The sequence below is a fragment of the Sorangium sp. So ce117 genome (assembly GCF_051524395.1).
Taxonomy (GTDB): Bacteria; Myxococcota_A; Polyangia; order Polyangiales; family Polyangiaceae; genus Sorangium; species Sorangium cellulosum_B.
Map to the genome: position 1 here is coordinate 7705068 of NZ_CP150309.1, position 19852 is coordinate 7724919.

Annotated in this window: 12 protein-coding genes; 5 read left to right on the plus strand and 7 right to left on the minus strand. The window is 71.9% G+C overall.

Annotation, left to right across the window (positions count from 1 at the left end; genetic code table 11):
* Positions 1–93: 93 nt before the first annotated feature.
* Positions 94–2004, plus strand: coding sequence for a DUF4215 domain-containing protein (locus WMF46_RS28730; RefSeq protein ID WP_437980122.1), 1911 nt, complete (start codon positions 94–96; stop codon positions 2002–2004).
* An 81-nt stretch (positions 2005–2085) separates the two neighbouring features.
* Here WMF46_RS28730 and WMF46_RS28735 read toward each other — a convergent pair whose 3' ends face one another.
* Together WMF46_RS28735 and WMF46_RS28740 are read right to left on the minus strand one after the other, a co-directional pair.
* Complete coding sequence (locus tag WMF46_RS28735) at positions 2086–2865, minus strand: hypothetical protein (RefSeq protein ID WP_437980123.1); 780 nt, start codon at positions 2863–2865, stop codon at positions 2086–2088.
* Positions 2866–3021: 156 nt separating this feature from the next.
* A complete protein-coding gene (locus WMF46_RS28740; RefSeq protein WP_437980124.1) occupies positions 3022–4248 on the minus strand; it encodes a sigma-54-dependent Fis family transcriptional regulator in 1227 nt (408 codons plus the stop codon).
* A 163-nt stretch (positions 4249–4411) separates the two neighbouring features.
* Here WMF46_RS28740 and WMF46_RS28745 point away from each other — a divergent pair, with 163 nt between their 5' ends.
* Entirely contained in the window at positions 4412–6466 is a 2055-nt protein-coding gene (locus WMF46_RS28745; protein WP_437980125.1) for an ATP-binding protein, read from the plus strand.
* A 112-nt stretch (positions 6467–6578) separates the two neighbouring features.
* On the opposite strand, the gene WMF46_RS28750 is transcribed toward WMF46_RS28745, so the two are convergent.
* Positions 6579–7673, minus strand: coding sequence for a Kelch repeat-containing protein (locus tag WMF46_RS28750; RefSeq protein ID WP_437980126.1), 1095 nt, complete (start codon positions 7671–7673; stop codon positions 6579–6581).
* A 51-nt stretch (positions 7674–7724) separates the two neighbouring features.
* Positions 7725–8390 carry a hypothetical protein gene (locus tag WMF46_RS28755; protein WP_437980127.1) on the minus strand — a complete coding sequence of 222 codons (666 nt, stop codon included), beginning with the start codon at positions 8388–8390 and terminating at the stop codon, positions 7725–7727.
* Between the two features lie 274 nt (positions 8391–8664).
* Here WMF46_RS28755 and WMF46_RS28760 point away from each other — a divergent pair, with 274 nt between their 5' ends.
* Positions 8665–12216: an AgmX/PglI C-terminal domain-containing protein gene (locus tag WMF46_RS28760; RefSeq protein WP_437980128.1), complete on the plus strand. Its 3552-nt coding sequence runs from the start codon at positions 8665–8667 to the stop codon at positions 12214–12216.
* Positions 12217–12223: 7 nt separating this feature from the next.
* Here WMF46_RS28760 and WMF46_RS28765 read toward each other — a convergent pair whose 3' ends face one another.
* On the minus strand, positions 12224–13264 hold the full coding sequence (locus WMF46_RS28765) for a Gfo/Idh/MocA family protein (RefSeq protein WP_437980129.1): 1041 nt from the start codon (positions 13262–13264) through the stop codon (positions 12224–12226).
* A 70-nt stretch (positions 13265–13334) separates the two neighbouring features.
* Between WMF46_RS28765 and WMF46_RS28770 the strand changes: the two genes are divergently transcribed.
* Entirely contained in the window at positions 13335–14486 is a 1152-nt protein-coding gene (locus WMF46_RS28770; RefSeq protein WP_437980130.1) for a hypothetical protein, read from the plus strand.
* A 16-nt stretch (positions 14487–14502) separates the two neighbouring features.
* Here the strand turns inward: WMF46_RS28770 and WMF46_RS28775 are convergent, their stop codons facing one another.
* Positions 14503–17508, minus strand: a complete 3006-nt coding sequence (locus WMF46_RS28775; protein WP_437980131.1) for a PEP/pyruvate-binding domain-containing protein — start codon at positions 17506–17508, stop codon at positions 14503–14505.
* 350 nt (positions 17509–17858) lie between these two features.
* On the opposite strand from WMF46_RS28775, the gene WMF46_RS28780 reads away from it, so the two are divergent.
* Positions 17859–18791 carry a hypothetical protein gene (locus WMF46_RS28780; RefSeq protein WP_437980132.1) on the plus strand — a complete coding sequence of 311 codons (933 nt, stop codon included), beginning with the start codon at positions 17859–17861 and terminating at the stop codon, positions 18789–18791.
* A 91-nt stretch (positions 18792–18882) separates the two neighbouring features.
* Here the strand turns inward: WMF46_RS28780 and WMF46_RS28785 are convergent, their stop codons facing one another.
* Complete coding sequence (locus tag WMF46_RS28785; protein WP_437980133.1) at positions 18883–19710, minus strand: SDR family oxidoreductase; 828 nt, start codon at positions 19708–19710, stop codon at positions 18883–18885.
* Between the last annotated feature and the right edge of the window lie 142 nt (positions 19711–19852).

The window sequence follows — 19852 nt, forward strand, 5'->3', positions numbered from 1 at the left end:
CGCAGGAAGGGCTCGAATTCAGGGCACCCGCGTGGGAGACTGTCGCCAATTCACGCATCCCGAGAGGTCCCGGGCAACCGGAAGGAGCAGGTCATGCGTCCTCGATCTTCGTGGTTTGGTTCAACCATTTTCATCACGAGCTGCGCCGCCCTGGTGGCGAGCTGCTCTGCGAGCGCAGGCCGCCCTTCCGGAGGCGGTGGCCCCGGCGGCGGCGGGGACAATCCCACCACCACCACCGGCGGCGATCTCGGCGACGGCGACACCACGGGGAGCGGATCGGACATCGGCGACAGCGACAGCGCGTTCCGTTGCGGCGACGGGGGCCTGACCAACGACGAGGCGTGCGACGACGGAAACGCCGTGGGGGATGACGGCTGTGCGGCGGATTGCCGCTCGGTCGAGCTCGGCTGGTCGTGCCCGCTGCCCGGGGTCGCTTGCACGCGTATCGCCCGCTGCGGTGACGGCGCCGTGGTGTTCCCGGAGCTCTGCGACGACGGCAACACCGAGACGGCCGACGGCTGCTCGCCGACCTGCAAGGTGGAGGTCGGCTTCAAGTGCAGCGGCAGCCCGAGCGCCTGCACGCCGACGACCTGCGGCGACAAGACGCAAGAGGGCGCGGAGAGCTGCGAAGACGGCAACACGATGCCCTTCGACGGCTGCTCCTCGAGCTGCCAGGCCGAGCCCGATTGCTCCGCGGGCTCCTGCGCGTCCAGCTGCGGCGATGGCCTCGTGCTCGGCGAGGAGTGCGACGATGGCAACAACATCGACGGCGACGGCTGCTCCGCGACGTGCACGGAGGAGCCGGGATACACGTGCGCCGTCCCCCAGCCCTCGGGATCGATGGCCGTGCCTGTCGTCTTCCGCGACTTCAAGGCGGCCCACCCCGACTTCGAGCCGAAAGGTCCTGCCAACAGCAGGCCGATCTTCAACATGGTCGGGCCCCGGCTCGACGCCGAGAAGAAGCCGACGTACATGACCGCCGCCAACAGCCTGGTCACGAGCGCAGACAGCTTCGCCCAGTGGTACCACGACGTGCCCGGCACCAACAGCACCACGGTCACCACCCTCACGCTCTGGGACACCGGCGACGGCCGCTTCGTGAACCGCTGGGGCGAGGACGGCGAGCAGTGGACCCTGCTGTCCCAGGAGGCCGAGCACTATTGCGGCAACGTGGGCAACGAGGTGAACGACGAGGAGTGCACCTCGTCGGCCCAGGCCACCCCGGATTGCGGCGACATCCACAGCGAGGAGTTCCACAGCTGCGAGGTGCGCGGCGGGGTCTACTGGGCGAGGTATGTCGAGGAGACCTACGACGGGAACCCGCTGTTCTTCCCGGTCGACGACGATCCGTTCACCCCGGCGGCCGAGCGCGTCGCGGCCGACATCTTCCCGAGCTACGGCGGCGGCGACTGGCTGAAGGAGCAGGGCAGCCCGAAGCACAACTTCCATTTCACGAGCGAGATCCGCTACTGGTTCCAGTACAACGCGGGCGAGCAGTACGAGCTCGACTTCACCGGCGACGACGATGTGTGGGTGTTCATCAACGATCGCCTCGCGGTCGACGTCGGCGGCATCCACAGCGCCGTCAACGGGCGCCTCGTCATCGGCGCCAACGGGGCCGGCAGGGTCACCTACGCCACGGAGGAGAACGACAACATCCCGGCGCGGAACATCGACCTCGGCCTGACGGACGGCGGCGTCTACCAGATCGCCGTGTTCCACGCCGAGCGCCAGACGGCGGCGTCGACGTTCAAGCTCACGCTGCAGGGCTTCGCGACGGCGCGCAGCGAGTGCAAGCCCGTCTGCGGCGACAGCGTCGTCAGCCTGGGCGAGGAGTGCGACGACGGCGTGAACGACGGCGGCTACGGCGAGTGCGCGCAGGACTGCAAGCTCGGCGAGTACTGCGGCGATGGCGTCGTCCAGGCCGTCGAGGAGTGCGACGACGGCAACAACCGCGACGGGGACGCCTGCGGCAGCGGCTGCCGCAACCTCATTCCGCGCTGACCCGACGGAGGGTCGCCGCCCGATGCGATCGTCGCCGGAAGCTGCCCGCGCGCTCCCGGCGACGATCGCCGCGAACCCCGCTCAGAAGCAGATCCCGAACTCCGGGTAGCCAATCTCGACGCAGGTCCCGCCGCTGGCACACGGCGCGCCGAAGCTGCTCCCCGGACAGAGCTCGATGCACGTGAAGGTGAGGCCCTCCCCGGTCAGGTCGCCGCACGCGGCGTTGGAGACACACCCCTCGACGCCTCCACAGGTGCCTCCTACGGGGATGGTGCCTCCCGGGAGGCAGGCCGGAACCCCTCCCACCAGCGCTCCTGGGGCACACCACTCGCTGCCGCCACAGCCGGCGCCGAACGGCGTGCACGCGCCGCCACCGCCGACCTCGGTCACCTCGATGGAAATGTCCAGCTGCCCATCCCCGATGGTGATGATCGTGCCGTCCGTCTGGAATTGATAGACCAGCGGCGTGACGGCCCCATCGTAAATGGAGAATGAGACGGTGGGAGGGGTGAGCAGCGCCGCCTGCACGGGCACAAACGTGCCCCCGTCATCGCGCTGCAAGACCCAGCCCTGCTCCAGGGTGCTCGCGTAATCGCCGGTGGGCAATGCCGCGCTGAGCACCGTCTCGCCCGGATCATCCGAGGTGCCGAGGTACGTGACGATCGGCCCCTCGATCCTGAAGATCGCGTTGCTCAGCCGGTACACGTGCCCGTTGGTCTGCGCCACCAGGGCGATGCTCGCGCGGCCGGTGGACTCCGCTTCTTCCGTGCCGTCCGGATCGACGGCGCACGCCGGGAGCAGCGGCGCCGCCGCGAGGAACATCGCCGCGAACCCGACGTTGACAAGCGCTGATCGACTCATGCTGGACCTCCTCCAAGCGAAAAGACGGGCGAGCATAACGCGCGTCGATACGCTCGCGGCGCGCGGAGCAAGAATCCGATCGCCGGGACGAAGCCATTCGATCGGCGGTGGGGATGGCTCGCTCCTGCGGTGAGCGGCGCGCGCGGGCCCGCCGGCTCAGGCCACGCACGCCGAGAGATCGCTCGCCGCGCGCTCCGGGGCTCCCGGGTGCGCCGGCACCAGCACCCGCACGGGGCGCGGCGCGCGCGGGGCGACCCCCGCACCGGGTGAGAGCGTGAGGCACAGCTCTCCGCCCGTCGGCCTCGCCCGGAGCGCGAGGTGCACGGCGCCGCGGCGCGCAGCCCGGATGGCGCTCACCAGCACGCGGAAGAGCCCGCGCGCCAGGGTGTCGTGGTCCGCCTGGACCACCACGGGCTCGAGCTCCTCGATGCTGGTCGTGACGTTGAAGACAGCTGACTCGACCTCCAGCAGCTCCGCGAGATCGCGGATCAGCGCGTCGAGCGCCACCGGGCGCGGCGCCGCCGCCTCGCCCAGCGCGAGCGCCCGCCACAGCGCAGCGGAGCGCTGGAAGCGGCGCAGCACGCTGGCGGCGAGATGGAGCAGATCGCGCGTCTGGGCGAGGACGCTCCCGGCGAGCTGATCCGCGGCGAGATCGATCCTGAGCCGCGCGGCGGCCCGCGCCTGGAGGATGTCCTGGAGCAACCGCCGCAGGTCCTCCATGGGCACGTCCCGCGCAGTGAGCAGACGTTCCATGTCCCGCTCGAGCCGCATGGCGAGGAGATCCATCTCGATGGCGCGCGCGGCGCAGAGCAGAATTTCGCTGAGACGCCAGCCAATCTCGGGTCTCCTGACCGAGAGGCTGAGCACGCCGATGACCGCCCCATCGCCGTCCCGGAGCGGGAGCCCATGGCACGTGAAGGCCTGGAATCCCTGAATGAAATGCTCCGGCCCCACGAGCTCCGTATAGCCATCTTCGGCGAGCGCCGTACCGACGCCGTTCGCGCCACAGACGCTCTCATCAAGCAACGCGCCGGCACCGGGCACCCGCTCGGGGCCGTGGATCGTCTGCTCGTCACCGCGGACATCCAGGAGAACCGCCCGCGTGTCTCCCACCATGACCGCATGGCGCTCGTCGCCCGAGGCCTGGCTGAGCGCGTGAAGGTAGGGCTCGGAAGCGAGGATGAGGTCCTGGTGCCGCTCGCGCAGGCGCTCGGTGTCGAGCGCGCTCAGGAACTCGGCCTTGGGGCGGCGCGGATCGGCCCCTCCCCCGTGAGAGCGCACCCAGGCGCGGTGCACGTGAGGACGCAGCTGCTCCGCCTCCAGGGCGCCGATCGAGCGGTAGAGGCGCCCCGCCTCGAGAGCTGATTCCAGCCACGCTGCCATGAGCCCACCCCTCGTCCGAGCGCGCGGTTGCGTCCGCCATCGTCCGCGATTCTGCTCCGGGATCTTGCACAGTTCGTACCCTCGACACCCCTCCTCGAGGAGCGGGCCGCGAGGAAGTGAGCTATTTCAACTCTCCATTCTCCCAAGGAAGAGCGCGGACCGTATGCAGGCACCTACCGTCCTGATCGTCGATCATGACGAGGCCCAACGAGAGGAGATCCGCCGCACGCTCGAGGCCGCTGGGCTGCGGGTCGAGCTCGCAGCGACGGTCGCGGAGAGCCTGCGAAGAGCCCATCGGCCGCCGGACCTGGTGCTCATCGGCGTCGATCTGCCGGACGGCGAGCGGTGCGAGCTCTGCCAGCGCCTCCAGGCGGCGCTGGGCGCGGCGGCCACGCCGGTGCTGCACGCCAGTCGGCCGAGCGCGGCCGTCGGTCAGCCATCGACCTCGAGCTCGACGCTCGGTTCGACGTGCGGTTCCGCGTACGGTTCCGCGTACGATTGCTGTCGTGCCGGCTCGCGCGCATGGCCGGCCGAGAGCCGGCTCCTGATGACGGCCGTCCGCGCTCTGCTCGAGGCGCGCGCGGCGAACGTCGCGCGCGCCTCGAGCGACGAACGGTTCCGCGCGGCCTTCGACCAGGCGGCGGTGGGGATGGCCCACGTCTCCCTCGACGACCGCTTGCTCCGCGTGAACCCGAAGCTCTGTGAGCTGCTCGGATACACCGTCGAGGAGCTGATGGCGCTCCGCGCCCAGGATCTCCGGCACCCGGACCACGCGGAGGGAGCGCTCCGGCACGTCCATGCGCTGGGCGATGGGAAGATCCCCTCTTCCACCACCGAGGAGCGCTGCGTGCGGCGGGACGGGTCGATGCTCTGGGTCGCGGTCACGCGCTCGCTCGCCCGCGATCGCGCGGGGGCGCCGCTGTACGTCGTCGAGGTCGTGAACGAGATCGAGCGCCGCAAGCGGGCCGAGGAGGCCCGGGAGCGGGCGCTCGCCTGCGAGCGCGTCGCGCGCGTCCGGGTCGAGCTGGCGGAGGCGCGCGTCGCGCGCCTCCAGACGTTCACGTCCGAGCTCTCGCGCGCGGTGACGCCCGCACAGGTGGCCGAGGTGGTCCTCTCGCTCGGGCTCGCCGCGCTCTACGCCGACGCGGGGTACGTCGCGCTGCTCGCGGAGGACGACGTGATCGAGGTCCTCCGCGCGCCCGGCTACCCCGAGGACGTCGTCGCGCGCCTGCGCCGCATTCCGATGTCCGCGCGCATGGCTGTCGTCGACTGCATCCGCACGGGCCAGCTGCTGATCTTCGAGTCGCTCGCGGCGTATCAGGCTGCCTATCCCGACACGCCGGCAGGCGACTGGGCCAAGACCCTGATCTGCGTCCCCATGACGCTGGGCGACGTGACCATCGGGGTGCTCGGGGTCACGTACCGCGACACCTGCCGGATCAGCGAGGACGACCGGCGCTTCATGACGACGCTCGCCCTGCAATGCGCGCAGGCCCTGGAGCGCGCGCGCCTCTACGAGGCCGAGCAGCGGGCGCGGCGGCTCCGCGAGGAGGCGCTGGCCATCGCGGCGCACGACCTCCGGAACCCGCTGTCGTCGATCATCCTGGCCGCGTCCCTGCTCGAGCGATCGGCCGCGGCGGACGCGGCGGGGCAGCCGATCCGCAACCGGGCGCGGCAGATCAAGCGCGCCGCGGAGCGCGCCGTCGAGATGCTCGGCGAGCTGCTCGACGCCGCGATCATCGAGGCGAAGGGCCTGAAGCTGGACATCCAGCCGTGCGAGGTGGGCTCGCTCGTGCGCGAGGTCACCGAGATGCTCGCGCCGCTCGCCGAGCAGAAGCGGATCCAGCTCCACACCCTCCTTCCCGGGAGCGGCCTGGAGCTCAGCTGCGACCGTGGCCGCATGCTCCAGGTGCTGTCGAACCTCGTGGGCAACGCCCTGAAGTTCACCGCCGAGGGACGGGAGATCACGATCGGCGCGGAGCGCCAGGGGCCCCATGTCTGCCTGTCCGTCAGCGACACGGGCACGGGGATCCGGCCGGAAGACATCCCGCGCCTGTTCGATCGCTACTGGCAAGGGCGGGCGGCGCGCTGCGCGGGCGCGGGGCTCGGGCTGTACATCGTCAAGGGCATCGTCGAGGCGCACGGGGGGCAGATCTCGGTCGATAGCGAGCTCGGCGCGGGGACGACGTTCTCCTGCACGATCCCCGTCACGCGCTGAACCCAGGAGACCAACCCGCCCCTCGCCGCATGCCCGGTGGGTTGCACGACTCCAGCAAACTGGAGCCAGCTCCACTTTACGAGCCGACGCCCCTGCGCTCGGCGCGCGGCCGTCACTGCGCCACGCCGACGGACTCGACGGATGAGGTCAGCTCGTTGTCCGCCGCGGATCGCCCGCCGAGGACGATCACCTCGCCGCCGCCAGGACAGATCAGGGGGCTGAAATACCTCGTGAACTCCAGGGCTCCCGCGGGCTCCCAGCCGTCGCCCGCCGCGTTGAGCCGGAAGAGGCCGTCGGCGATGTTGATGTAGAGGTCCTGTTCGTCGTTGCACGCCGTCGCGCCGAAGCCCGCAATCGGGATCTCCGAGGGGAGCGCCGGGCCCGGCGACCAGGCCTCGGTCTTCGTGTCGAACCGGTAGACCTCGCCCGAGAACGCCATCCCCTCGCCGACGCCGCCGAGCGCGTAGATCGTGTCACCGCGCCTCGCGACGCCCAGCGAGCGGAGCGTGAACGGCGCCTCGGGCAGGGGGACCCACGCCGCGTCGGGCGTCGAGAGGTCGAGCACGACGCCCCGGGTCAGCAGCTCGCCGGGGCCCGCGAGCGTCCAGCCCCCCACGACGTACAGCCGGTCGCCCACCACCACGGCCCCGTGCCCGGAGCGCCCCTCGGGCAGGTCCGGCATGGCCTGCCACGTCCCTTCGCGCGGATCGTAGCGCTGGACCGTCGCCACCGAGGTGAGGACCTCCGGCTCGTCGATGGCGCTGTCCACGCGGAGGCCGCCGATACGGTAGATGAAGCCGCCGTGGGCCACGAGCGCGATGCTCTCCAGGTGCTCCACGGCCCCGAGGTCCTCCCAGGCGCCGCCTTGCGCGAGGGAGAGCCGCCGGAACCCGGTCGACTGGTGCTCGGCCGCAAAGCCTCCTCCGCGGTTCCCCCCGTAGGTATAGATCGTGTCGTCGGCGAGGGCGGCGCCGAAGGAGCTGACGGCCTCCGGCAGGTCGGGATAGCGGCGCGGGGGCTGAGCCCGCGGCAGATCGAGCTCCCGGGCCTCCCCCGTGGGGACCGTGGGGAGCGTGCGGAACACGGAGGGCGTCGGGACCGGTCGCAGCTCCTCGTCGTGGCCATCGCCGCAACCCAGGACTGCCAGAGCGCTCGCCGCGGCGAGCATGCACCGTGTGAACCACAGCGAACCGTTCCTGTGAGACATCGTGACGGATCTCCTTTTCAGTGAAGCCATCGAGCGCCGGCGGCCTCCTCCTCAATCGATCGCGGCGCCATGAGCGATCCAGCGGCGAACGATGTCTTTCTCGTCGGCCGAGAGCGGCTTCAGCGTCGGCGGCATCGCGAGGCCACACCCCTCGTCGCACGAGACGAGCCCGCATTCGAGCGTTCCATCGATCTTGTGCATGACGTAACTGTGCTCCGGGTCCCCCGGCGCCACGCGCTTCATCGCGGAGGCCTCTCCGGAGTCGACGTTCACGTTCTGCTCGCGGATGGCGGCGAGCTCCTCCGCGCTGACCTGCGCCGGCGGCGTGCCCGCGGTCGGTCCCAGGTAGGGCCGCGTCGGGTCGCCGCGCGTGTCGGCATGACAGGCGGCGCCGGTCGCGCAGGAGCGTTGCAGGAGCGGCAGCACCTCCGTCCGGAACTCCACGGGGCGCCCGGCGTCGAAGCGCGTGTAGTCGTGGCAACGCGCGTCGCCCTGGCCCGCGCTCCCGGCGCCGCCGTTGCCGCCGTTGCCGCCGGCGCCGCCGTTGCCGCCGGCGCCGCCATCACGCGTACGGTCGTGGCCCCCGCGCTCCCCGCCGCCGCACGCGGCTGCCGCAAGCGCCAGCAGGAAGACGGGGACGAGCCGGCAACGGCTCGACGGCGCGCCCGGCACACGCAGCGAGCTGCGCTCGGTGGGAGGGAGGTTCAGGAGCTGCATGAGGTGCGCAGCAATCTAGTTCAAGCGCGCGCTGTTTATAGGTCTCGATGCCGGCGCCGGCGCCCCTGTCGCGCCCCTGCGGTGATGCTGTCCGTCGAGAAGATGCAAGTCCCCTGCGTCTCCACGCTGCTCCGACCACGCCGTGGAATTCGCCGCTCGGCCGCGCTCGCCGAGGCGGGAACCTCGGGCCCGCCCGGGTTGTCGATCGCCCTGCCCCACCGCTGGCAGGCCCGCGCTCAGGCTCGGCCCGCCGCGCAACGACCGGAGATCCCCCGTGCCTAGAGCCCTCCTCCGCAGCCGCGCTGCGCTCGCCGCGATCACCGCCCTCGTCCCTGCCCTCCTCAGCTGCGCGGACAGCCCCTCGCCGCCCGCCACCCCCGCCTCGCTCTCGCGCGGGCCCGGGCCTGCCGCGCCGCGCCCCCTGCCCGCCGCGCCGGCCGTCGCCGTCGCGGCGCGCCGCGCCGAGGCCGCGCCGTTCCGGCTCACCGCCGCGGACGGCACCGGGCTGCGCCTCGTCGCGCTCACCGGCCGCGCGGTGATCGAGGCGCCGCTCGCGCTCGCCGAGCTGCACCTCACCTTCGAGAACCCGGAGGATCGCGTGCTCGAGGGCACCTTCAGCGTGACGCTGCCGCCCGGCGCGAGCGTCGGGCGCCTCGCCATGAAGATCGACGACCGGTGGCAGGAGGGCGAGGTCGTCGAGCGCCAGCGCGCGCGCGAGGCGTACGAGGATTTCCTCCACCGCAAGCAGGACCCTGCGCTGCTCGAGCAGGCGGCGGGCAACGAGGTGAGCGCGCGGGTCTTCCCCATCCCGGCGCGCGGCGTGAAGCACATCGTCCTGTCGTACTCCCAGGAGCTCCGCGCGGACGCGCCCTTCGCCGTCCCCTTGCGCGGCCTGCCCACGGTGAGCCGCCTCGACATCGAGGCCACCGTCGCCGGCGCCGCGGCGCCCGTCCACGCGCTGCGCCGGAACGACGCCGCGCCCGAGGCCGATTTCGTGGTGGATCCCGCGCGGCTCACGTCGATCGAGGCGCGCGGCGGCCTGCGCAGCGGCGAGCTCGTGCTCGCCCGCGTAAACGCTCCGGTGGACGCGCGGCCCGATCCGCTCGCCTCCGCGGTGATCCTCGTGGACACGAGCGCCTCACGCGCGCTCGGGCTCGAGGAGCAGCTCGGCGTGCTCGCGGCCCTCGCGCGGGCGGTCGCCCAGGCAGGCGGCCCGGGCGCGCCGCTCACCGTCGCCTGCTACGACCAGGCCGTCACCCCCGTCTTCGACGGCGCGGCCGCGGCGTTCGGCGAGGTGGAGCTCGCGCGCATCCGCGAGCGGCAGGCGCTCGGCGCCTCGGATCTCGGGCGCGCGCTCCGCTGGGCCGGCGAACGCGCGCGGGCCCGCGGCCAGCGGCGCGTGGTGCTGCTCTCCGACGGCATCGCCACGGCGGGTGAGGTCGCGACGGGCGCGCTGCGCGGCGCCGCGGCGGCGCTGCGGGGCGCGGGGATCGAGCGGCTCGACGCGGTCGCGCTCGGCGGCCTCCGCGACGAGGCCGCGCTGCGGCAGCTCGTCGCGGCGGGCCTGCCCCGCGACGGGGCCGTGGTCGACGGCGCGCGCGGCGCCGCCGAGATCGAGCGGCGCCTCGGCTCGGCCACGCGCTCGGGGATCGCCGTGAACATCGAGGGCGCGCGCTGGGTCTGGCCCCGCACCCTGAACGGCGTGCAGCCCGGCGACGAGGCGCTCGTCTACGCCGAGGTGCCGGCCGAGCTGCCCGTCCGGCTCACGGTCGACGGCCGCACCACGGCGCCCGACCTCCGCGGCGTGGAGCGCCCGCTGCTCGAGCGCTCCTGGGCCCGGGCGAAGATCGACGGCCTCCTCGCCCGAGAGGGCGAAGGTGGCAATCAGGACGCGATCCGCAAGCAGATCATCGATCTCTCGATCGCGCACCGGGTACTGAGCCCGTACACCGCGCTGCTCGTGCTGGAGACCGATCACGACTACGCGCGCTTCGACATCGCCCGGCGAGGGCTCTCCGACATCCTGACCGTGGAGGGCGGCCGCGTCGCCGTGCAGAGGCGCTCGCGGCCGCAGGGCGGGAAGCCGTCGGCCCCCGCGCCGGCTACCAGTCCGGTCGCCGGCGGTTCGCCTGGCAAGCGCGCCGAGGTTTCCGCTGAGCAGAGCTCCGACGTTTCCCCTGGCGGGAGCGCCGCCCTGCGCGCTCCGCCCGCGCCGCCGGCGCCTCCTGCGGGCGCGGACAACCGAGACGCCTTCGGCGCGGACGGGCGCGCGCTGTCGGTCGTCAGCGGGGGCGCCGGCGGGCTCGGGCTGTCGGGCGTCGGCGAGGGCGGCGGCGGCCGCGGCGAGGGCATCGGCCTCGGCAATATCGGCACCCTTGGCCACGGCAGCGCGGCCGGGGCGGCGGCGCCCGCGCCGAGCGCCGTGTCGGTCGCCACGGGCACCGGCCAGGGCTTCGGCAGCGGCCACGGCCGCCTCGCTGGCAGCCACCGGACCAGGGCGCCGATGGTCCGCATGGGCGCCACCCAGGTGAGCGGCCGCCTCCCGCCGGAGGTGATCCAGCGCATCGTCCGCCAGAACTTCGGCCGCTTCCGCCTCTGCTACGAGAGCGGGCTCCTGCGCGACGAGAGCTTGCAAGGCCGCGTCACCCTGCGCTTCACCATCGACCCGCGCGGCGCGCTCATCAACGCGCGCGACGGCGGCTCCGATCTGCCCGACAGGGCCGTTGTCTCTTGCGTGATCCGCGCCTTACGCGACCTCACCTTCCCCGCGCCCGAGGGCGGCAGCGTCGACGTGGTGTACCCGGTCCTGTTCTCGCCGCCCCCGAGCGGCGCGCCCGCGCCGGCCGCCCCCGATGTCCCCGACGCCCCCGATGCCCCCGACGACGCCGCGCCCCCGAAATCGGAGCCGTATGCCGGCCGCTTCAAGCAGATCCACGACACCCTCGCCCGGGGCGACGCGCCGGCCGCCGTGCGCGACGCCCGGGCCTGGCGCGCGGAGGCCCCCGGCGACGTGCTCGCCCTCGTCGCGCTCGGCGAGGCGCTCGAGGCGGCGGGAGACACGCCGGGCGCCGCCCGCGCGTACGGATCGCTCATCGATCTGTTCCCGGCGCGCGCGGACCTCCGCCGCTTCGCCGGCGCGCGCCTCGAGCGGCTCGCGGGCGGCGCCGGCCTCGAGCTGGCGGTCGACACGTACGAGAAGGCGCGGGAGCAGCGCCCCGACCACCCCGCGAGCCACCGCTTGCTCGCGTTCGCCCGTCTCAAGCGGGGCGAGCACGCCGCCGCCTTCGACGCGCTCGCGGCGGGCATCGCGCGGCGCTACCCGCCGGGGCGCTTCGCCGGCGTGGAGAGCATCCTGCGCGAGGATCTCGGCCTGGTCGCCGCGGCGTGGCTCAAGGTGGAGCCCGCGCGCCGGGCGGCCATCCTGGCCCGGCTCGCGAAGGCCGGCGCCGCGCTCGAGAGCGCGCCGTCGCTCCGCTTCGTGCTGAACTGGGAGACCGACGCCAACGACGTCGACTTCCATATCCGGGACGACCGCGGCGGCCATGCCTATTACGGCGACCCGGCGCTGCCAGGCGGCGGGCGCCTCTACGCCGACGTGACCACCGGCTACGGGCCCGAGTGTTTCACCATCCGCGCGCCCCGGGAGCAACGGGCCAGCCGGTACACCCTGCAGGCGCACTACTACGCGCGCGGCCCGATGGGCTACGGCATGGGCAAGCTGCAGATCGTCGACCACGACGGCAAGGGCGGTCTGACCTTCGACGAGCGCCCCTTCGTGGTCATGACCGACGGCGCCTTCGTGGAGCTCGGCGCCGTCACGCGCTGACGCGACGCTAGACCCTCTCCCAGCGCCCGCTCTCGACGGAACGGAAGAGCGCGTCGATGACCCGCATGTTGCCCACCGCGACCTCGATCGAGTTCTCGACCGGGCTGCCCGTCCGGATGGCGCGCGAGAACGCCTCGCTCTGCAGGTGGTACTGGTCGACGGCGGGGAACGATGTGACCCTGGCCGAGCTGCAGTTCAGCGTCGAGCCGTCATCGAGGAAGACCTTGCACGGCTCGTCGGCGGGGGCGTTGAACGGGATCTCGATCTCGAGGCGGCCCTTGCTACCGAGCGCGTTCACGCGCTGGTAGGCCACCGCCTGCGTGCTGCACGTGAACGTCAGGTGCGCGCCGCCGTAGTCGACGAGGCCCGAGGTCACGCGATCGGTGCCGAACTCGGGATCGCGCTCGACGAGCGCGATCGCCCGCACGGGCTCGCGTCCGAACAGGAAGCGCGACGTGTTCACCGCGTAGCAGCCGATGTCGTAGAGCGCGCCGCCCCCGACTTCCTGCTTGTTGCGGATGTTGGTGGCGTCGCGGTTGAAATACGAGAACGCCGCCTGGACGCTGACCAGATCGCCGATCTGGCCGCCTCGCACCCAGTCCCTGGCCTGCTGCCACTGCGGGTGGTTGCGGATCATGAACGCTTCGGCGATCCGCTTGCCCGTCTCGCGCTGGACGTCGACAAGCGCCTCCGCGTCCCTGGCGCTGAGCGCGATCGGCTTCTCGCACAGGACGTGCTTGCCGGCGCGGGCGGCGCGCGCCGTCCACGTCACGTGCAGGTGGTTGGGCAGCGGGTTGTAGACGGCCTCGATCTCCGGATCCTCGAGCAGCTCATCGTAGCTGCCGTACGCCTTCGGGATCCCGAGCGACCGCGCGGCGTCGCGCGCCTTGCCGATGTCGCGCGACGCCAGCGCCGTGAGCTGGGTCAGCGGCCCGCGCTTCATGCCGGGCAGGCTGACCGTCAACGCGAAGTTGCTCGCCCCGAGGACGCCCCAGCGCACGGGGGTGAGGGATTCGTCGGACGTCGGACCTTGGGCAGCTGTGGACATGGGCACCTCGCTGCTCGCGAAACTAACGGTCGACGGCGCGCCTGTAAACGCTCGACGTGACGATGGCCTCATGTCCGCGCTCGACGCGCTCGCGGCCTGCGTCATCGGAGGCGCCTCGACGCCAGGCGGCATCTGGACCGCCGGCGGCATCCTCACCGGAGCGCTCCTCGCCGCCAATGACGTACCCGACATCGACCAGGGGCGGAACAGGCGGCGGAACAGAGCACGCCATCGAAGTCCCCCTCACGCTCCAGACGTCTGTCCGTCGGACGTCACGCCACTACTTCGCCCCGCTCACTCGACACCTTCAGTAAACTCTGCCATTATTACCAGAATTGCAGCCTTTCAGTGGGGGACTGATATGGCTCGAAATACCGTGGTAGGTCTGATACCGGTCATCGTCCTGGCCGGAACCGGATGCGGCGGGGACGGAGTGTGGCTGGAAGAGCCCTTGGGCGAAGCGCAGAGCGCGCTGGAGGCCGGCAATGCGCTCAATCCCAACGCGCTCAACCCCAACGCGCTGAACCCCAACGCGCTCAATCCCAACGCGCTGGCAATCGGCGCCTTGAGCCTCATCACCCTTGGCTCGCAGGCGCTGACCGCGATCCTCGACCCCGGGCCGAACGGCGCCCTCTCACGCGAGCACCTGAGGTACGCCGTCGAATGCGCCCTCGAAAGCTCGCAATCATTCCGCTTCGGGTGGATCGACGCCTCTGGCGTCTATCACGACGAGATCTACACAGGCGTGCTCGGACTCGCGCGGAGCTGGGCGTGGCTCCCGCTGGACGGTGACGGGCAGCGCTGGGTCTCGGCGTGCCTCGCGGCGCGCACCAACTACTACAGGATACCCGTCGTGATCTCTTCGCGTGGACCCACCAAGGCGATCAACAAACAAAACTCGCCGGAGCTGTCCACGTTCACGAGGGAGGAGGGCGCGTTCTGGGGCAACATCTACGGGAGCTCGCCGGCGCTCTACGCCTGCCATGTTCCAGAGAACGACGCGAGCTCACGCGCGGCGCTCCGCGACTGCGCCGCCGGGCACATCGACGAGGCGACTGGCGCCATCCAACCGTGCGGGGCGATCCGACTCCTGGGCCCGTGTGACAGCTATTGCGACCCCATCGCCCCCAAGAACGGCATCTATCACCCTTCCTGCTTCACGGATCCGGCGAGCCGCTCGACCACCATGAGCTTGCAGCCGATCACGGTGTTCCTCGAATGAGAGGGAGGCGTCGAGCCTAGTATTCGCGGCAGTCGCCTGGCGCCTCCAGCGTGCCGAAGCTGTAGGGCCGCGCCTGCTTGACCAGCAGCCGGCGCTCCGGGCCGATCAGCTTCCATTCGATCTGCATCGCGTACAGCCGGTTCTCCCCCTTCGGGTCCACCAGCGGCCGGTAATGAGCGTGGACGGACTCGAGCACGCACCCGAGCCGCTGGACCTCGGGGAACGACAGCACGTCGCGCCCGCGCGACAGGCTCGAGCGCGTGTGGTACTCCGCCTTGATCGTGCGAGGCGGCGGCGTGTACACGATCTCGTCGCTGGTCACGCCGGGCGCGGGGTTGGTGACCGAGGCCTCCCCGATCTGCGCGTTGATGTAGTACTGGCTGTCGCGGGTGGCGTCGAGCGCGTTGCGGCTGATCGCCACGCCCTGCGCGCGCTCCGATTGCCAGGCCTGGTGCACAAGCACGGCCATGGCCGCGCGCGCCTGCTCGACGTGGCCGAACTCGCGCTCATCGTAAGCGCGCGTGTTCCACAGGCTCGCCCAGACGGTGCGCAGCGCGTCCTCGATGGAGCTCGACTCGGCGTCCAGCTCGCCGCTCGTCGACGTGTGCAGACCCGCGCCGTTGAAGGTCGCGAGATCCTCGGTGTTGCTGCTGCTGCGCAGGCGCACGCGGTCGCCGCCGAAGCGCTGCTCGATAGCGCCCGTGACCTCGCTCAAGATCGCGCGGTCCACCGGGTGCGCCAGCATCCGCGCCCGCACCTCGGCCAGGCCCTCGGCGTGCGCGTGCGGATCGGCGCGGAACTCGGGATCTTGCTCGAGCTCGGCCAGGAGCTCCGCCGCGCCGCTCGCCTCGAAATGGTCCATGTAGTGCGAGAACGGGATCGCGAACGCGGCGGGCGGCACGTACAGCGGCAGCAGGTCGAGCGGGCAATACTGCCCCACGCCGCTCACCCGGTACAGCTCGGCCATACCTGCCGCCTTGGAGCCGATGCTGTCCCCCATGGCATAGCCCGCGGCGTCGAGCGGCACGACCCCGCGCACCGAGACGTCGAGCGCCGGCGAGAGCCGCTCGCCCGTCGGCTTGCGCTTCTCCCAGTAAGCGTCCGCCTCCTGCGCGGTGGCCTCGCGGATGTCGAAGTCCGACGCGCGCACCTCGAGCCGCACCAGCTTGCCGAACAGGGCCTTGAGGCGCGCGTCGTCGCGCGCGCCGCGCAGGGCCATGTTCGGCGTGCCCCGGCCGCGCGCCAGCACGTTCACGTGCGCGAGCGGCGTCTGGAAGGCCTCGGTGATGAGGCCGCCCATGAACGCTGTCTCGTTCGGCACGTCGTCGGTCACCACGATCACGTTCGGCCCGAGCTCGGCCGTCTCGAGATCGCGCGCCGGGACGAACGTCAGCGTGCCAAAGCCCTCGGCCGGGTTGAGCGACTGGTACGTGAGCCCCTTGTACGGCGCGTTCGGCCCCACGATGGGCGCGGTCCCCTCGATCTTCCGCAGCTCGATGATCTGGCGCCCCTCGGTGGGCCGTATCGCCCACGCCTCCGGGTCGGGCACCGCCTTCATCGCCGCGAAGAACGCGCGCCGCATCTGCTCGCCGACGATCTGGTCGCCGGGCGAGAACTCGACGGTCTTGGCTCCGTTGGTGTGCTCGACAAGCGTGCCGAGGAGGTAGCGACGGCCCTCGGATCGGAAGTACTCGGTCTGGCTGAACAACCCCCAGCCGACGTTGAACTCCGCGGCTTGCTCGGGATCGCAGCGATCGAGGTGGGGCTCCTTCCGGATCTGCTCGCGGACAAAGGTGTAGTGGAGCGCCCACTTTCGCGTGCTCAGGAGGTGCACCGTGTCGTTCGCGGCCATGTCGACGACGAACTTGACGCCGAGCTCACCGACCGCGGTGCCGCCCTCGGCCAGCTCGGCGAAGTCCGCGGCCGTCTCCAGCCGGTGCGTGCGCCCGCTCGCGAGCTCACGCCCGGGGAGCTGGGCGCAGCCCTCGTTCGCGGCGCCGGGGCTCGCCGCCCCGCAGAAGCGCGGCGCCCCGGTGGCGTCGGGCACGCGGGCCAGCGACGCGCCCTCGGGCCAGGCCATGAAGTCGATGCGATCGCTCGGCTCCGGGCTGTCCTCGCGCCACAGCGTCGCCACGCCCTCGAACTCGGGCGAGGCCTCGATCTCGGCCGTGTCGCTCGCGCCCACCGGGACGCTCACCCGCTCCCCGGGCGCGAGCGTGACGGACGGCTCGGGCCACGCGAGCAGCACGCCCGCGTCGGCGCCGGGCGGCGCTTGCCCCGGAGAGAGCGCCGCGAGGCGCAGCGCGAAGCCGTCGAGCGCGACGGGCGCGCCGCTCGCGTTCAGCACCTCGACGAACCCCGCGGGCCGCAGCGAGAGCTCGGAGATGACCAGCGGCCCGGCGATGGCCGGGAACGGCTCGGGCCACTGGAAAGGCGCGAAGCGGATGCTGTCGTCGAGGTTCGGCGGATCCGGCGGACCGCAGGTCTCGCCGTTCTCTCGCTCGGGCGTGGCATAGCGGCAGATCGACGGCTCGCCCGTGCCGTCGGGCAAGCGCGCGTAGCTCTCGGACCGCGGCAGCTCCGGCACATTCAGGAGGTCGGCGAGCTGGCACGACGACGACCACAGCGCCACGCGCGCGCCCGAATTCGAGAGCTTGAACGGCAGGTGCAGCGGGCCCTGCTCCGGCGTGTCGTCGGCCCAGAACAGCGCCGTTCGCCCCGGCCCGAGCGTCAGCTTCGGCAGCCGTGTCGCCTTGCCGGACTTGTCGCTCAGCGCGTACTCCCCGAGATCGAGCGGGCGCTGGCCGATGTTCATCAGCTCGATGAAATCGTCCGTCTCGCCGACCTCGTCGACCCAGGCGCCGTCGTTGCCGGTCATCACCTCGTTGATGCGAAGATCGCCGCTCAGCGCGGGCGAGGCGGCCACGGGAAGCTCGAAGTCGCACACCGTCGGCTTCGGTGGGTGCTCCTCCGTCGGGAGCTGGGTCTCGCCCGAGCAGCCGACGCCAAGGGCGAGCGACAAGAGGGCCGCACCCACGCGCGGCTGGGACAAAGGGTGAACGCGATCGCTGGGTGAGCGCTCCATCATGCATGCTCCCGTCGTTCCTGCACCGTCATGCCCGCTCCGCCAGCACGCGGCGTGCCGCACGCACCGGCGCCTGGCGCGGCGCAAAAAGCTCGTGGAATCCAGTCCTTCGGCCGCACGCGTGGCTCGCCGTGCGCCGGGCTGTGCCAGCGCCTGCGCCGTCACCGCCAGGGGGCCGCGCCGGCGGATGCGGTCAACTGCCCATTCGGCCGGCGCGCGACTTGGATGCTGGCTTCAGCTCTTGTAGCCTCGCGCGCATGCGTGAAAGCGTGCATGGACGAGTTGCTTTGATCGCTCTCCTTACCTGCGCCCTGGCCGCCTGTTCCGAGTCGCCGGCCGGCGAGGGCGGCGCAGGCGGCGGTGGCGCGGGTCCAGCCGGCAGCGGCGGCTCCGGCGGCGCCGCGGAGGCCAGCTCGAGCGCGGCCGAAGCCGCGACCTCCAGCGCCGCGACGGGCGCCGGGCCCGGAGGAGGAGGAGGCGGCGGCGGCGGCGGAGAGCCCGAGGGCGAGTGCGGGAGCGTCTCGGAGGTGCCGCCCGAGCTGGGGTTCGACCCTTTCTACAAGAAGTACGTCGACGCCGCGGGGATTCCCGTCATCAGCTCCGAGAAGGTGCCTGACGCGGCGCTGCTGCGCACCTGCTCGGTGATCGTCCGCATGCTCGGCCACCGCGACGACGTGCGTCTGGCGATGATCGAGAACCACACGCGCGTCGCCGTGATGGCGGAGACGGAGGTGACAACCGACATCCCCGAGCACAGCGACCTGTACGAGGCGTTCCCGGGGACGGACTGGGACACGCGGGCCCGCGGCCTCGGCGCGACCCCCGCCCGGCCCGCGAGCTCCTGCGCCGAGGAGAACGTCCTGTGTTATCCGAGCGATCCGTACCTCGGCGAGGACATCCTTGTGCACGAGTTCTCGCACGCCATCGCGATCATGGGCATCGCCTTCGTCGAGCCGGCGTTCAACGGGGAGCTCGAGGACGTCTTCGATACCGCGCTCCAGGCGGGGAAATGGGAGGACACCTACGCGGCGACGAACAAGGACGAATACTGGGCCGAGGGGGTCCAGTCCTGGTTCGACGCCAACACCGAGGCGATCCCGGCGAACGGGATCCACAACGAGATCGACACGCGGGCCGAGCTGCGCGACTACGATCGCCCGCTCCACGACCTCATCGCCAGGTACTTCGCCGACGACGCGTGGCGGCCGAGCTGCCCTTAGTTCCGCCCTCCAGGATTCCTGGCCATGGAGCCGGAGAGAGAGTTTGCAGAGAGGCCCGGTGTCGCGCTCGACCGCGGGCCGCCTCGCGTCGCTACGCCGCCAGCGCCTCGGTCAGCGCCCAGAGCCGCTCCTGCGCGGCCTCGTCGAGCGCCTCCGCCGCCGCCGGCTTGATGCGGCTCTTCTCGAAGTACTCCCCCGTCACCCCGGCCAGCTCCGGCGCCGTGGCCACGTGCAGCGAACACTCGGCCCCTTGCTCGGCCGTGAGCAGGAACAGGCTGGAGAGCTTCATCAGGAGCTTTGGATAATCGCGCATCAGGTCAGTGCCGACCACCCCCGGATGGACGGCGTTGACCGTGACGCCGGTGCCCTCGATCCGCCGGGCCAGCGCCTTGGTGAAGAGCACGTTCGCGAGCTTCGACTGGCTGTACGCCGCGGTCGTGCCGTACTTCCGCCGCTCGAACTGCAGGTCCTCCCAGTCCATCCGGCCGCGGTAGTGCAGCTTCGAGGACAGGACCACGACCCGCGACGGCGCGCTCTTCTTCAGGAGCGGGAGGAGGTCCTGCGTGAGCAGCCACGTCCCCACGTGGTTCACCCCGAACGTCGCCTCGATGCCGTCCTCGGTCGTGCCGCGCGCGCTCCGCCATACCCCGGCGTTGTTCACAAGCACGTCCAGGCGCTCGTGCGCGGCGCGGAAGCGCTCGCCGAAGGCGCGGATGCTCGCCTTGCTCCCGAGATCCAGCGCGATCACCTCCACGTCCTTGCGGCCGGTGGAGCGCGCGATGTCGTCGCGCGCCGCCTCCCCTCTGCCGGTGTCGCGGCACGCCAGCACCACCTTCGCGCCGCGCTGAGCGAGGCCGCGGGCCGTCTCCTTGCCAATGCCCGTGTTGCCGCCGGTGACGATGCAGACCTTCCCGTTCATGGAGCTCCTGTCTCAGGTTCCAGCGGTGAGCGCAAGCCCGGCGCGCGCGGCATGGAAACAGAAGGAACAGACGTCACGGAAGCGGAGGCGGAGGCGGAGGCGCCCCCCCGCCTCGTGACGGCGCAAAGCCCCTATCCCGCGA